Origin of the sequence: Vibrio satsumensis, assembly GCF_050337435.1 — a bacterium.
Classification (GTDB): Bacteria; Pseudomonadota; Gammaproteobacteria; order Enterobacterales; family Vibrionaceae; genus Vibrio; species Vibrio satsumensis.
In genome coordinates, this window is record NZ_JAKJSX010000011.1 from 91522 (window position 1) to 106328 (window position 14807).

The window sequence follows — 14807 nt, forward strand, 5'->3', positions numbered from 1 at the left end:
CTATAGCTTTTCTGCGATTCGTAATACTGAGCTACGTGAACGAGTATTCTCATCCACTTCGCCTTTTGATGGTTTAATCGCTTTACCAACAGGCTTAAGATCAGCACTGCCTAGCGCTTTGATCTGCTCTTCTGTTAGTGGCAAGCCATGTGGTACTTGCGGGCCTTGGCTCTCTTTACGGATAAAGCGCTTCACCATGCGGTCTTCAAGTGAATGGAAGCTGATAACAGATAAACGACCTTCTGGAGCAAGAATACTTGCAGCACCTTTCAGTGCCGTGTCGATCTCTTCAAGCTCGCTGTTGATGTAGATACGGAATGCTTGGAAAGCACGTGTCGCTGGGTGCTTTTTCTCTTTAAAGCTTTTTGGTGCTACATCTGAGATAAGCTTAGCCAACTGGCCAGTGCGCGTTAGCGGTTCGTTCTCTTCATTCTCTTGATAAGCAATGATGCCTTTCGCGATACGGCGAGCGTGTTTGTCTTCACCAAACTCACGGATAACCCATGTGATGTCATCAAGGTCAGCTTCAACTAACCACTGAGATACAGGAATGCCAGTTGTTGGATCCATACGCATATCAAGCGGGCCGTCTTTCATGAAGCTAAAGCCACGCTCTGCGTCATCCAGCTGTGGTGAAGAAACACCTAAATCCAGTAATACGCCATCCACTTGACCGACTAAGTCGTAACGCTCTGCATATTCAGCCATACCTGAGAATGGGCCATGAATAATCGTAAAACGAGGGTCATCAATCTTTTGTGCTTCTGCAATCGCTTGTGGATCGCGGTCGATACTAAAGAGTCGTCCATTCTCGCCCAGTTTAGACAGGATTGTACGGCTGTGACCACCACGACCAAAAGTACCATCGATGTAGGTACCGTCAGGTTTGATCGCAAGTCCGTCAATAGATTCGTTAAGCAATACTGAAATATGTTTGAATGCTTCTGTCATAGTCTTCTCAGTGAGTGGATTGAGCCATTAGTTCGGCAATAATTTGTTCTATTAACGTTTTAGTGTACTGATTTCACGCTGTATCTCCACCATATTGTGTATAGGCTTTGGGAATTTTTGACCCAAGCTCATATCAGGGTGAAGGATTCTAAGGAAATCTAAATAATTTACGTCAATATAAAGCAAAAAACCCATCACTACCGTTAAGTAATGATGGGTTCTTTATATAGGTGGAGTTGACACATACGCCGGGTTCTGTTCCGCTTGCGCGGCGGTAACCATTCGTCTAGGCCTGCAATCGCTCACAGGCTCAAGCAATCTACCCGCCCCCATACGCGAGCAACGCAATGTGAGGGCCTATTTGATCTTGCTCCGGGTGGAGTTTACCTTGCTACGAACTGTTGCCAGTCGCACGGTGCGCTCTTACCGCACCCTTTCAGCCTTACCTGTGCCTCTTCCGAAGAAATGAGGCCATCGGCGGTCTTCTCTCTGCTGCACTTGTCGTGGGCTCGCGCCCCCCAGACGTTATCTGGCACCCTGCTCTATGGAGCCCGGACGTTCCTCCCCTCTGCCAGTCTCCCGAAGGACTTCAACGTCAGTTTCCCGAAGGACCTCAACGTCAGTCTCCCGAAGGACATCAGCAAAGCAGCGATTACCCGTTCAACTCCGAGGGCGGATTGTATAGAGATTAGAGTGCAGTGTCTAGCGAGATCACAAATATGCTGCAAACCGCTAAGTAAACGCATGAATTTCACACAATCCAGACAAAAAAAGAGGAATGAAGGGACTACCCTCATTCCTCACAAGCTTTGAAATAGCGCTCTGGCAACTTATACACTGAGCCGCTATTTACCTATTCAGCGTTAACCATCTAGGTGCTCAAGGCCCCACTTGTATAACGCGTTCTTTTTCAGGTTGTAGATTTCTGCAGTCATTGCCGCCGCTTTTTTAAGGGGTAACTCTTTTGTTAGAATACCCAGCGTGCGAGTCGCTTCGTCTGGCAACTCAGTGCTCGCTTCTTCACGGTGACCATGAATCAGTAACACCATCTCACCGCGCTTACGGTTCGAATCCTCTTCAATCCACTCAATAAGCTCACCCAGTGGCAATCCTTGAATGGTTTCGAATGTCTTAGTCAGCTCACGCGCCAACACAACTTCGCGGTCTGGGCCTAAGATCTCAAGCATGTCTTGTAGAGAATCTGAGATGCGATGTGGTGATTCGTAGAAGATACACGTGCGTTCTGCTTTCGCGATCTCTAAGAACTTATCTTTACGACCTTTGCTCTTTGGCGGTAAAAAGCCTTCAAAGCTGAAACGATCAGACGGTAAACCAGACGCACTCAACGCCGTAATCACAGCACAAGCACCAGGAAGTGGCACAACTCTCACACCCGCTTGACGACATTGTGATACAAGATGGTAACCTGGGTCACTGATTAAAGGTGTACCCGCATCAGAGACTAATGCGATAGACTGACCTTCTAATAACCTTTCGACTAGAACTTGCGCTTTAGTTTGTTCATTATGATCATGTAAAGCGAACGTTCTGGTTGATATATTGAAGTGAGCAAGCAGCTTACCCGTGTGGCGTGTGTCTTCGGCTGCAATAACATCGACACTTGATAAAATTTCAATTGCTCTTTGAGTGATATCTCCCAAATTTCCGATTGGGGTTGGCACAATGTAGAGAGTTGGGCTCTCTGTGAGCAAGGTTTTGTTATCTGTCATTTGTTTACCATCACTTCAACGATTAATATAGATACAAATTTATACGGAATTTAAAGAACTCATGGCAACGATGAACCATAAGAGACTCAGTGTACCACGCTTACTAACTCCAATTGCATTAGCAATTACATTGGCGGCTTGTTCTTCAGGTCCTCAAGCACCAACGAGCGTTGATATTACACTAGATCCAGCGCAATCAACTGAAAGTTACATGATGCAGGCGGATAGTAGTAAAGGAAGTCTACAAAACGACTGGTTAATCATGGCGCTTAAGGCTTCTGTGCAAGCTGGAAAAACCGATCAAGCAACTCTGCTGATCAAACGCTTAGCCAAACAAAAGCTGAGCGAAACGCAACAAGCGGAATGGCAATTAGCTCGTGCTCAACTGTTGGTGAATAACTCGCAACCGGAGCAAGCTTATAGCCAACTGAACTTTCAGCCTTGGTGGAAAATTCCGAACGAGCAGTGGAAAGATTATCACGAGCTACGCGCGAACATTTCTGAAATGCAAAACGAGTATTTTGAAGCAAGCCGTGAGTTAGTTCTTTATTCAGAGTATCTAGACGCTGACGACGAGCTCCAACAACAAGCTGCTGACCGTATTTGGCAAAACCTAAATAGCTACTCTCAATATGAGATTCTAGAGCTTAAGACGTCGCCTACAGAAGACGTTCTTGCAGGTTGGTTACAACTGGCGATTTACATGAAGACGCTGAATTCAAATCTTCCAAACCTACAGGAAACCCTGTCTGATTGGCTAGCAGAGAATCCTCAGCACCCAGCAGCGACATATACACCTCAGGCGATCACTGACATCTTGGCGCTAGAGATCAGCAAGCCAACTAGCACTGCACTATTACTCCCTCTAACCGGTAAGTACGGCAAGCAGGCACAACTTGTGCGTGACGGTTTCATCTTTGCGATGATGAATGACAAAGAGCGTGAAGAAGATGCAACGCTGACGGTAATGGATACCAACGTGCAAAATGCCGCTGAGATTAAAGCGACACTCGAAGAGAACAACGTTGATTTCATCGTTGGCCCGCTGATTAAGAGCAACATCACTAAGCTTCAGCAAGCGCAGAAAAACCACGAGAACTCGATTCCAGCTTTAGCTTTGAACATTCCAACGCAACTAGAACCAGATACCAACATTTGTTATCTCGCTCTATCGCCAGAGCAAGAAGTCGCTCAGGCAGCGAAGCACCTATTTGCTCAAGGCTACAAGTACCCGCTTATCCTTGCGCCAAGAGGGCGTTTAGGTGAGCGTGTTGAGCAAGCATTTAAAGAAGAGTGGAAAAAATACAGCAGCAACGATGTTGCTATCAGCTTGTTCTCTGACAAACGCCAACTGCAACGTAATGTGAATCAGGTATTCGGCTTGCAAGAGAGCCAACAGCGTATCGCTCAAATGGACGGGTTACTTAACCTAGACCTAGAAACAGAGCCACGCAGCCGTCGTGATATCGATTCTGTCTACATTGTGGCTAAGAACTCAGAGCTAACGCTAATCAAACCCTTCATTGAAGTGGCAATTAACCCTGATGCTAGCCAACCCGCTCTTTTCTCAAACTCACGCAGCAACAGCGGTGATAAGCAGTATGAAGACCTAACCGGTGTATTCTACAGCGATATCCCACTATTGGTTGAAAACAAAAACGAGCTTAATAAAGAGCTAAACGACCTATGGCCAGCACATTCAAATGGCCAAAAACGTCTGCAAGCATTGGGAATGGATGCATACTACCTAATGGATGCACTACCACAGATGAAAGCCGTGCAGGGATATAGTATTCCAGGTGAAACGGGGGTGTTAACCATCGATAACAACTGTGTGGTCCAACGTGAAATCAGCTGGGCAGAGCATGGGGCTTTTTAGCCGAAAGTTCCGATCCAAACCAACTATCACCCACAAACAAGTGGGTGATAAATACGAGGCCGTGGCAAAATCTTATCTGATTAACCACGGTTTATCGTTAATAGAAGAAAACTTCATAGCAAAATGTGGCGAGATTGATCTTATAATGCGCCATAACAATACGGTTGTGTTTGCTGAGGTAAAATACCGCAAGCAAACCCGCTACGGACATGCCGCTGAAATGGTGACTGCCAAGAAGTCACAGAAGCTGCTCAAAACAGCCAATGTTTGGCTTATGCAGCAAGGCTTGTCGGTGCACTCTACAGATTTCAGGTTTGATATCGTTGCCATTGAAGGGCCGAATGACAATATCGACTGGATTCAAAACGCGATTACCCAAGGATAAACATGCTAGACAGCATTAAAGAAAGTTTTACAGAAAGTATTCAAATCCAAATTGCGGCTGCAGAAGCTCTGCCTGACGCAATCACGCATGCCGCTCAAGCAATGGTTGCGACCTTGCTTAACGGAAACAAAATTCTTTGTTGTGGTAATGGTGGTTCGGCGTCGAATGCTCAGCAATTTGTATCGTGTCTACTCAACAGATTTGAGACAGAGCGCCCTAGCCTTCCAGCGATGGCACTCACTGCAGACAACACTACGCTAACGGCAGTAGCTAACGATTACCACTATGAAGAGATCTTCTCTAAGCAGGTACGTGCGTTTGGTCAAACTGGCGATATTCTGTTGGCTATCTCTACTAGCGGTAATAGCAAAAACATCATCAAAGCAATGGAAGCCGCAGTAACTCGCGACATGACAATCATCGCCTTTACAGGCAAAGATGGGGGTGAAATGGCAGGCTTGCTTGGTGAACACGATGTAGAAATTCGTATCCCTTCACACCGTACAGCGCGCATTCATGAAGTACACATGGTGACACTACACTGCCTATGTGACCTAATCGATCAAGTACTCTTCCCTGCTCACGAAGAGTGATATACGGAGCATCACAATGAAATCATTAACCTCTATGATGCTGTTTAAGCTGATTAGTGTTTCGCTACTTACACTATCCCTATCTGGTTGTGCTGGCATTTTCATTGCTGGTGCAGCAACCACAGCAAACCTAGTCACAGATACGCGAACGACCAAAGAGATTTGGAACGATAACAATATCGAATTTGAAGTTGCAGCTATCACCAATAAACAACCATACCGTGGTAGCGTGCGTGTCACCGCAAGCTCTTACCGCGGCTCTGTAGTGTTAATGGGCCAAGCAACGACAGACGCTGAACGTCGTGCTTTTGAAAGCCAAGCCAAGGAAGTAACAGGCGTCGAAAGTATACATAACCAGATTCGAGTCAAAGAGCCTTTGTCAGTTAGCGCGATTAGCAAAGACAGCTGGATTACCACTAAAGTGAAATCAGCTCTGCTTGCGAATGCTGAGCTTAACGGCATCAAAGTAAAAGTGATTACTGAGGATTCAGAAGTATTCCTGCTTGGACTCGTCACTCGAGAGCATGCTGATATCGCGACAGAAGTTGCGCGTAACATCTCAGGTGTAAAACAGGTCATTCGAGCGTTTGAATATGGCGAAGAAGAGACGGCCGTTAACTAGCCTTAAGCCAGTCAATTAAATGCCATTTAGCAGACAAGAAAAAGCAGCGACGAATCGCTGCTTTTTTATTTGAGTCGTTTTAACTAACGTTATTTGATAACACGAAGGCTTGGGCGACCTTTCACTGGACGAGGTGGCTCAGGATCTGAGTCAGGCTCTTCAGCATCTACGTCTGCCGTTGCTACGCTCAAAGATGGACCTTTTTCTGGTTCTTCAAAAGGAGTTTCTTCAATCCCTTCTTCAAACGATTCCATGTAAGCCTCTTCAGGTTCAAACATAGTACCAGCACCATTCTCACGAGCGTAAATCGCTTGTACAGCATAAAGTGGAACAATCACAGAGTGTGGGCGACCACTAAAGCGAGCACTAAACGTCACAGCTTCGTTACCCAATTCAAGTTGTCCAACCGCACGAGGCGCGATGTTCAGAATGATCTGACCATCTTGGACAAACTCTTCTGGAACTCGCACACCTGGTAGTGTTGCTTCAACAACAAGGTGTGGAGTTAGTTCGTTATCAACCAGCCATTCATAAAATGCACGAAGCATATATGGTCGGCGTGGAGTCATATTTGAAATATCCATAACGCTTAGCGAACGAGTCGCATCTCACGCTCAGCTTCAGTTAGAGAAGCTAGGAATGAATCACGTTCAAATACGCGGTTCATGTAAATCTTAAGCTCTTTAGAACCAGGACCAATTAGTTCAATACCAAGCTCAGGTAAACGCCATAATAGCGGAGCTAGGTAACAATCAATTAGGCTAAACTCTTCGCTCATGAAGTATTCATACTCAGCGAAGATAGGAGCAAGAGTCAGTAGGTCGTTACGCAATTTAACGCGGGCTGCTTCAGATTCTTCAGCGTTGCCTTTAACGATCTTCTCTGCAACTGAATACCAGTTACGCTCAATGCGGTACATCATTAGACGGCTATTACCACGAGCAACCGGGTATACAGGCATCAATGGTGGATGAGGAAAACGCTCATCTAGGTATTCCATGATGATCTTTGAGTCATATAGAGCAAGCTCACGATCAACAAGAGTAGGTACTGATTTGTACGGGTTCAGTTCAACAAGTTCTGCTGGTAGATTTTTTTCATCAACCAACTCAACTTCAACACTTACGCCTTTTTCAGCAAGAACAATGCGCACCTGATGGCTATACATATCAGAAGCACTTGAGAAAAGAGTCATTACAGAACGTTTATTGGCAGCTACAGCCATGGAGCCCTCCAGTACACTTTAAATAAAAACAATGGAGGCCTAAAGCCTCCATTGAACATTAACATAATTTGGGAATTAGCACGGTATTATAGCACAATTAGTGCACATCACGCCAATACTCTTTCTTCAGCAAAATCACGATGATAGTGAAGATTACTAAGAAGGCCATTACCCACCAACCCATAGCATGACGCTCAAGTTGAACTGGGTCGCCCGAGTAAACCAAAAAGTTAACAAGGTCACGAACCGCTTCGTCGTATTCACCGGCACTTAATTCGCCAGAACCGTCAGTTTCAGTACCAACAACAACCGTCACTTCCTCGCCATCTACCATATGCGTATCGTAGATTGGTGTTGGGATACCTTGCAGTTCTTCAAGAACGTGCGGCATACCTACACTTGGGAAAACAATGTTGTTCACGCCAAACGGACGAGACGGATCTTCATAGAATGTACGAAGGTACGTGTATAGCCAATCTGCGCCACGAACACGAGCCACCAAAGTTAGGTCAGGTGGCGGAGCACCAAACCAACTTGCCGCTTGCTCAGAAGGCATAGCGTTAACCATCAAGCTACCAATTTTCGCCTCTGGGTCGAAAATCAGGTTTTCCTTCATTAGATCAACAGGGATCTCTAAATCATTCGCAACACGTTCATAGCGCTGGTACTGCGTTGAGTGACAAGCGAAACAGTAGTTCATGAACATCTTAGCGCCATTTTGCAATGAAGCTTTGTCTGTTAAGTCATTGTTCGCTTTGTCTAATGGTACGTTTGCACCAGCTGCCATCGCCAATGACGGCAACATAGCAAATAAAATTACAATCCACTTTTTCATTTGAATGTCACCCTTTCTGGTAATGGTTTCGTCGCTTCATTTTTACTGTAGAACCACAGTAGAACGAAGAACATGAAATAACCTAAGCTAAAGATTTGAGCCAGTAACGTGTATGTTGGCGTTGCTGGAAGCGCACCAAGTACACCAAGCGCAATAAAGCTTATTGTGAATTGGATGATGTTAATCAAATGCAGTTTGCTACGGTAACGGTAAGAGCGCACTTTACAGCGGTCGAACCATGGTAGTAGGAATAGCACAACAATAGATGCACCCATTGCGACTACACCTAGCAGCTTATCAGGAACAGCACGAAGTACAGCGTAGAACGGCGTGAAATACCAAACTGGAGCAATGTGCTCTGGTGTTTTCAGCGGGTTCGCAGCTTCAAAGTTAGGCGGCTCAAGGAAGTATCCACCCATTTCTGGGTTAAAGAACAGCACGTAACAGAACAAGAATAGGAAACCAGCAACGCCTACCATATCTTTCACTGTCCCGTATGGGTGGAAAGGAATAGAGTCAATGATGTCGTATTTCTTAGTGTAATCCTTGTGGAATGGGAACTGAGTTTTGTAGTCGTCGCCCATTGTGCCTTTAGGAAGTTTCGTCTCGATACCGTCTGGGTTGTTCGAACCCACTTCGTGCAGTGCTAGTACGTGAAGTACGATAAGCAGCAGAAGTACGATTGGTAGCGCGATAACGTGTAGTGCGAAGAAACGGTTCAGCGTTGCACCAGAGATGATGTAGTCACCACGGATCCAAAGCGTTAGGTCATCACCAATAACAGGGATCGCACCAAACAGAGAAATGATTACCTGAGCACCCCAGTAAGACATTTGACCCCATGGTAGTAGGTAACCCATGAAAGCCTCAGCCATAAGCACTAAGAAGATCAACATACCGAAGATCCAAAGTAGCTCACGAGGTTTTTGGTAAGAACCGTAAATTAGACCACGGAACATATGCAGATAGATAACAACGAAGAATGCCGAAGCACCTGTTGAGTGCATGTAACGCAGTAGCCAGCCGTATTCCACATCACGCATAATGTATTCAACAGAAGCAAATGCACCGTCACCAGACGGTACGTAGTTCATTGTTAACCAAATACCCGTAAGGATTTGGTTAACCAGTACCAACATAGCTAAAGAACCGAAAAGGTACCAAAAGTTAAAGTTCTTAGGCATTGGGTATTCAGACAAGTGCTTTTTATAAGCATTCATCGCGGGTATACGTTTCTCTACCCAGTCTAGTAGTCCTTGCATTATGCATCTCCCTCGTCAATACCGATAAGGATCTTGGTGTCACTTAAATACATATGCTTTGGCACAACAAGGTTTAACGGTGCAGGTACGCCTTGGAATACTCGACCTGCCATATCAAACTTCGAACCATGACAAGGACAGAAGAAACCAGACTTAACGCCCTGAACTTGTTCTGCAAAAGAATCTGGCAGGTAAGTTGGAGAACAACCTAAGTGCGTACAGAAACCAACAGCAACGAAGAATTCCGGCTTAATTGAACGGAACTCGTTCTGCGCGTATTCTGGTTGTTGTTCAGCTTCAGATTGAGGGTCACGAAGTTGACCACCGATAGCTTTTAGGTTTTCTAGTACCGACTCAGCACGGCGTACAACCCATACAGGTTTACCTTGCCACTCGACACGAACCATTTGTCCCGGTTCTAACTTACTGACTTCCACTTCCACCGGCGCGCCCGCAGCTTTCGCCTTGGCACTCGGATTCCATGATTTAATAAAAGGCACGGCTACAGCAGCTGCTCCTAAACCACCAACAACGGCTGTTGTTGCGGTTAAGAAACGCCTGCGACCGTTATTTAAAGGCGCGTTGCTCATCCAAACATTCTCCCATTTGCTCCTTATGGATTGAAATAATTCCGATTAAAGAGCATGGCTAACAAAATATGTATTTAGTTCTATTTATTGACGGCAAATGATAAATAAAACCCTACTTTTTGACAAGATAAAGCTACCTTTTTGTAACAATCATGAGGCAAAGCGCACATTGGGTTACAAAAGCTTTCAAAATATAAGAATTTGGGAATAAAACGAGGGAGAGGAAGCGTTTAGAGTGGGTATAAAAACAAAAAGCCCGGCATATAGCCGAGCTTTGAACCACAATTCCAGTAATAAAACTGGGAGCGTGTACTTTTTCGTAAAGAAAAATTAACGCTTAGAGAATTGAGGTTTACGACGTGCTTTACGTAGACCAACTTTCTTACGTTCAACGCAACGAGCGTCACGAGTAACGTAGCCAGCTGCACGTAGAGCAGGACGTAGAGTTTCATCGTACTCCATAAGAGCGCGAGTGATACCGTGGCGGATTGCGCCAGCTTGACCAGAAATACCACCACCAGAAACAGTGATGTAAAGGTCAAGTTTCTCAGTTAGTTCAACTAGCTCAAGAGGTTGCTTAACAACCATACGAGAAGTTGGACGACCGAAGTAAACATCAAGGCTACGCTTGTTGATTACGATCTCACCAGAGCCTGGTTTGATGAAAACACGAGCTGCTGAGCTTTTGCGACGACCAGTGCCGTAGTATTGATTCTCTGCCATTTTCATAATCCCCTTAGATGTCTAGTACTTGTGGCTGTTGAGCAACATGGTTGTGCTCAGTACCAGCGTACACTTTAAGCTTACGGTACATCGCGCGGCCTAGAGGACCACGTGGAAGCATACCTTTAACTGCTAGTTCTAGAACCATTTCTGGTTTCTTAGCAATTAGCTTTTCAAAAGTGATAGTTTTAAGACCACCTGGGAACTCAGAGTGACGGTAGTAAACCTTACCCTTAGCTTTGTTACCAGTTACAGCAACTTTCTCAGCGTTAACAACGATGATGTAATCACCAGTGTCTACGTGAGGAGTGTATTCTGCTTTGTGCTTGCCGCGTAGGCGAGAAGCGATTTCACTTGCTAGACGGCCAAGAGTTTTGCCTTCAGCGTCTACAACATACCAGTCGCGTTTTACAGTTTCTGGTTTAGCAACGAAAGTTTTCATGCTAATAATTACCTATTTAAAAAATTTACACTTAAGGAATACTCGCGTATTCCCACTGTCTAAGAGTTACCATTCATCACCCCTTCGAGTGTTGGAAAACTCTTGGCATAACGTGATTTTACTCATCGCTAGAGGCCCGCAGTAACGGTAGGTCGCAGGATTATAGAGAAGAGCGAAGAAAAAATCACCTCTTTTTGAACAAAATCACGATTTTTTTAATTCTATTTCTTATTCGAGATAATCAGAGCTAACTTAAGTGTTCTTTTGCCAAATATTCATGGCTCTGCATTTCGATTAAACGCGACTGACAACGTTTAAATTCAAACTCTAGCTGCCCATGGGTATACAATTTTTCTAGCTCAACTTCCGCTGAAATAATCAATTTCACATTACGTTCGTAGAACTCATCCACCAACGCGATAAAACGTCTCGCTGCGTCATCTGAAGTCGCGCCCATTTGCAATACATCAGCCAACAGAACGGTATGGTAAACACGTGAGAGCTCAATGTAGTCATTCTGGCTACGAGCCGACTGACAAAGCTGAGCGAAAGTACCATGCAGCACACCATCACTCGCTTCGACTACATCTAATTGACGGTGGTTAACCTCAATCTGCTTCAGCTTCTCTTTATCTTCACCGACTAATTGTGCGTAATATTTTTCTAGGTTGATATTCGCTTGGCTATCCAATGGGTAATGATAAATTTCAGCCTGCTCTAGGGTACGTAGGCGATAATCAATACCGCTATCAACATTAAGAATGTGGCAGTTGTCTTGAATGAGCTTAATGGCCGGTAAGAAACGCGCTCTCTGTAACCCGTTACGATATAGATCCGCAGGGGGAATATTAGAGGTCGCGACCAAAATAACGTTTCGAGCGAATAACTCTTGGAACAAGGTTCCTAAGATCATCGCATCGGTGATGTCTGAAACAAAGAATTCGTCGAAACAGATAATGTCCGCTTCTTCCTTCAACTTGTCTGCGACTAAAGGCAGTGGATCACTCACATTACCTAACGCCTTTAGCTCATCATGAACTCGATACATAAAGCGGTGAAAATGAACGCGCATTTTTTTAGTGGTCGGTAAGGCATCGTAGAACGTATCCATTAGATACGTTTTTCCTCGCCCTACGCCCCCCCAGAAATAGAGACCTTTTGGTGGTTGTGGTAGCTCTGGCTTTTTGCCCAGTAATTTCTGGAGTCGAGTCAGTTGAGGAATAGGCGTATTCATGTAATTTTGGAATTGATGAAAAAGTTCATCTAAAGATTTAACGGCTTGCTCTTGTGCAGGATCTCTTTGAAATCCATGTTCTTTTATATCTTGTTCGTATTTTTTAATGGGATTCATGACGACATTTCCACAATGAAAGCAATATCAGACAGCAACTAAGATGAGCCCAAACAGTACGAGAAATAACGTAACGTGGTGAATAATGCAGCATCAAACTGCTAACTAGCGCACACGCATTTCTCTTTATACTGCGGCTATCTCATAGTACCATGGAGCCGTATCACGTGTAACTAAGCAGTAACAAACATGTTAAAAAACAATAATAAGGAGCTGTTATGCCTTGGATGTATGCCGTTGCCGGTTTACTAGTCGGAGTTATTTTAGGGGTCGCTATTTCTCGTCTCATGACACCTGAATACAAAAAACAAAAGAACGTACAGAAAGAATTAGATAGCGCAAAGTTTGCCCTTGAACAGCAGCGACAAGAGCTGGCTGATCACTTTGCGAAATCAGCAGAAATGTTGGACACCTTAGGTAAGGACTACACAAAACTGTACCAACACATGGAAAAAACAAGCTCAGAGCTGATTCCTAACCTGCCAGAGCAAGACAACCCGTTTGTGAAAACAGCCGCCGCTCATTCGGACAAATCACAAGATAAGCCGTCAATTAAAGAAGCGACACTTGAGGAGCAACCGAAAGATTACGCTAATGGTGCAACCGGTTTATTTAAAGAACAGAAGAAAGAAATCATTGATGCTCCTGATGTAGTGACAGCAAAAGCATCGTAAACATTTAACACTTCTTGAACTTTACAAAGGTTTTTGAGTCATAACTTTCACTCAGGTCATTTGAAACTTCTCATACTTATTATACGTATAAGAGGGTTGAGACCTTAACTAGAGAGGAGTTTATGATGAAAAAACCTTTGCTTGCTTTATCAGTACTGACTTTAAGCTTAAGTTCAATCATCACCCCCATTCAAGCAACGGCCGCACTGCCATTAAGTGTGGGTAATGAGCAATTGCCAAGCCTCGCTCCTATGCTTGAACAAGTGACCCCCGCTGTGGTTAGTATTGCCGTAGAAGGCAAACAGGTACAACGTCAGCAAATCCCTGAACAATTTCAATTCTTTTTTGGTCCAGAACAAACACGAGAGCGTCCATTTCGCGGGCTAGGCTCTGGTGTCATCATTGATGCTAAAAAGGGCCACATTGTGACCAATTACCATGTCATCAATGGCGCGGACGATATAAAAGTAAAACTGCATGATGGTCGAGAGTACGATGCTGAGCTTATCGGCGGCGACCAGATGTCTGATATCGCACTGCTAAAATTAGAGAAGGCTAAGAACCTTACCCAAATAAAAGTCGCGGACTCAGACAAACTAAGAGTTGGTGATTTTAGTGTCGCGATCGGTAACCCATTCGGACTCGGTCAAACAGTGACATCCGGTATTGTTTCTGCGCTCGGCCGTAGTGGCCTGAATCTAGAGAACTTTGAAAACTTCATTCAGACCGATGCAGCAATCAACAGCGGTAACTCTGGTGGTGCGCTAGTGAACCTCAACGGTGAACTGATTGGTATCAACACTGCCATTCTTGGCCCTAACGGAGGCAATGTCGGTATCGGCTTTGCAATTCCATCCAATATGATGACAAACCTGACAGAACAAATCCTCGATTTCGGTGAAGTAAAACGCGGCATGCTAGGTGTTCAAGGTGGAGAAGTCACCTCTGAATTAGCTGAAGCCCTCGGTTATGAATCAAGCAAAGGGGCTTTTGTTAGCCAAATTGTACCTGATAGTGCCGCAGACAAAGCAGGTCTGAAAGCGGGCGATATTATTGTCTCTATCAACGGTAAGCGCATTGATACCTTTAGCGAGCTAAGAGCTAAAGTGGCAACTCTAGGTGCGGGTAAGCAGATTGAGCTCGGTGTGGTTCGCGATGGAAAGAGTAAAACCTTTGATGTAACCCTTGGTGAATCGACCAATAGTAAGACACAAGCTGAAAAACTCCATGAAGGGCTTGCTGGTGCTGAACTCACCAACACAACAGACAACGACTCAGCAACAGGCGTGAAAGTGTCAAGTGTGGCTCAAGGCTCACCAGCAGAGGCTTATCAACTTCTCAAAGACGACATCATTATTGGCGTCAATCGCCAAACCGTTAAGAACCTTGCTGAATTTAGAAAGATACTTGAGAAACAACCGGGCGTATTGGCGCTAAATATCCAACGCGGCGACAGGACTATCTACCTCGTTATTCGATAGTCATACGTCAGCGTAATAACAGAGAGGCTCGGTAAGTTTGCTTTAAACTTACTCAGTCTCCCTT

The 14807-nt window shown here is 44.9% G+C and carries 16 protein-coding genes and 1 other RNA gene; 6 read left to right on the forward strand and 11 right to left on the reverse strand.

Features of this window, described 5'->3' with window-relative positions; translation table 11 throughout:
- The 3 genes from rsmH to rsmI form a co-directional block, all read right to left on the reverse strand.
- A complete protein-coding gene (gene rsmH / locus L4C44_RS15335; RefSeq protein WP_017059280.1) occupies positions 1 to 951 on the reverse strand; it encodes a 16S rRNA (cytosine(1402)-N(4))-methyltransferase RsmH in 951 nt (316 codons plus the stop codon).
- Between the two features lie 228 nt (positions 952 to 1179).
- Positions 1180 to 1619: RNase P RNA component class A (gene rnpB, locus L4C44_RS15340), an RNA gene on the reverse strand.
- A 195-nt stretch (positions 1620 to 1814) separates the two neighbouring features.
- A complete protein-coding gene (gene rsmI, locus L4C44_RS15345; RefSeq protein ID WP_017062903.1) occupies positions 1815 to 2681 on the reverse strand; it encodes a 16S rRNA (cytidine(1402)-2'-O)-methyltransferase in 867 nt (288 codons plus the stop codon).
- Between the two features lie 61 nt (positions 2682 to 2742).
- Between rsmI and L4C44_RS15350 the strand changes: the two genes are divergently transcribed.
- From L4C44_RS15350 to L4C44_RS15365, 4 genes are read left to right on the forward strand one after another with little or no spacing between them, the layout of a single operon-like run.
- Complete coding sequence (locus tag L4C44_RS15350; RefSeq protein WP_428805330.1) at positions 2743 to 4560, forward strand: penicillin-binding protein activator; 1818 nt, start codon at positions 2743 to 2745, stop codon at positions 4558 to 4560.
- Positions 4547 to 4945, forward strand: coding sequence for a YraN family protein (locus L4C44_RS15355; RefSeq protein WP_146490577.1), 399 nt, complete (start codon positions 4547 to 4549; stop codon positions 4943 to 4945). The genes L4C44_RS15350 and L4C44_RS15355 overlap by 14 nt, the downstream gene beginning before the upstream one ends.
- A gap of 2 nt (positions 4946 to 4947) precedes the next feature.
- The gene (locus L4C44_RS15360; protein WP_004729817.1) at positions 4948 to 5538 is read left to right on the forward strand and encodes a phosphoheptose isomerase; all 591 of its coding nucleotides are present in this window, start codon (positions 4948 to 4950) and stop codon (positions 5536 to 5538) included.
- A gap of 16 nt (positions 5539 to 5554) precedes the next feature.
- Entirely contained in the window at positions 5555 to 6160 is a 606-nt protein-coding gene (locus tag L4C44_RS15365) for a BON domain-containing protein (RefSeq protein WP_146490520.1), read from the forward strand.
- A gap of 89 nt (positions 6161 to 6249) precedes the next feature.
- Here L4C44_RS15365 and sspB read toward each other — a convergent pair whose 3' ends face one another.
- The 8 genes from sspB to zapE form a co-directional block, all read right to left on the reverse strand.
- Positions 6250 to 6744: a ClpXP protease specificity-enhancing factor gene (sspB, locus tag L4C44_RS15370; protein ID WP_061019061.1), complete on the reverse strand. Its 495-nt coding sequence runs from the start codon at positions 6742 to 6744 to the stop codon at positions 6250 to 6252.
- 5 nt (positions 6745 to 6749) lie between these two features.
- Complete coding sequence (sspA, locus tag L4C44_RS15375) at positions 6750 to 7385, reverse strand: stringent starvation protein SspA (RefSeq protein ID WP_009848943.1); 636 nt, start codon at positions 7383 to 7385, stop codon at positions 6750 to 6752.
- A 97-nt stretch (positions 7386 to 7482) separates the two neighbouring features.
- Positions 7483 to 8220: a cytochrome c1 gene (locus L4C44_RS15380; protein ID WP_048658023.1), complete on the reverse strand. Its 738-nt coding sequence runs from the start codon at positions 8218 to 8220 to the stop codon at positions 7483 to 7485.
- A complete protein-coding gene (locus L4C44_RS15385; RefSeq protein WP_017629361.1) occupies positions 8217 to 9482 on the reverse strand; it encodes a cytochrome b in 1266 nt (421 codons plus the stop codon). Before L4C44_RS15385 ends, L4C44_RS15380 begins: the two co-directional genes overlap by 4 nt.
- Positions 9482 to 10072, reverse strand: a complete 591-nt coding sequence (gene petA / locus L4C44_RS15390) for a ubiquinol-cytochrome c reductase iron-sulfur subunit (RefSeq protein ID WP_061019062.1) — start codon at positions 10070 to 10072, stop codon at positions 9482 to 9484. Before petA ends, L4C44_RS15385 begins: the two co-directional genes overlap by 1 nt.
- Before the next feature lie 330 nt (positions 10073 to 10402).
- Entirely contained in the window at positions 10403 to 10795 is a 393-nt protein-coding gene (gene rpsI, locus L4C44_RS15395) for a 30S ribosomal protein S9 (protein ID WP_004740758.1), read from the reverse strand.
- A gap of 13 nt (positions 10796 to 10808) precedes the next feature.
- Positions 10809 to 11237, reverse strand: coding sequence for a 50S ribosomal protein L13 (rplM, locus tag L4C44_RS15400; RefSeq protein ID WP_010434689.1), 429 nt, complete (start codon positions 11235 to 11237; stop codon positions 10809 to 10811).
- 247 nt (positions 11238 to 11484) lie between these two features.
- Positions 11485 to 12588, reverse strand: coding sequence for a cell division protein ZapE (gene zapE, locus L4C44_RS15405; RefSeq protein ID WP_428805331.1), 1104 nt, complete (start codon positions 12586 to 12588; stop codon positions 11485 to 11487).
- A gap of 218 nt (positions 12589 to 12806) precedes the next feature.
- Here zapE and zapG point away from each other — a divergent pair, with 218 nt between their 5' ends.
- Together zapG and L4C44_RS15415 are read left to right on the forward strand one after the other, a co-directional pair.
- A complete protein-coding gene (gene zapG, locus L4C44_RS15410) occupies positions 12807 to 13262 on the forward strand; it encodes a Z-ring associated protein ZapG (RefSeq protein ID WP_146490518.1) in 456 nt (151 codons plus the stop codon).
- 125 nt (positions 13263 to 13387) lie between these two features.
- Entirely contained in the window at positions 13388 to 14743 is a 1356-nt protein-coding gene (locus L4C44_RS15415) for a Do family serine endopeptidase (protein ID WP_146490576.1), read from the forward strand.
- Positions 14744 to 14807 lie beyond the last annotated feature (64 nt).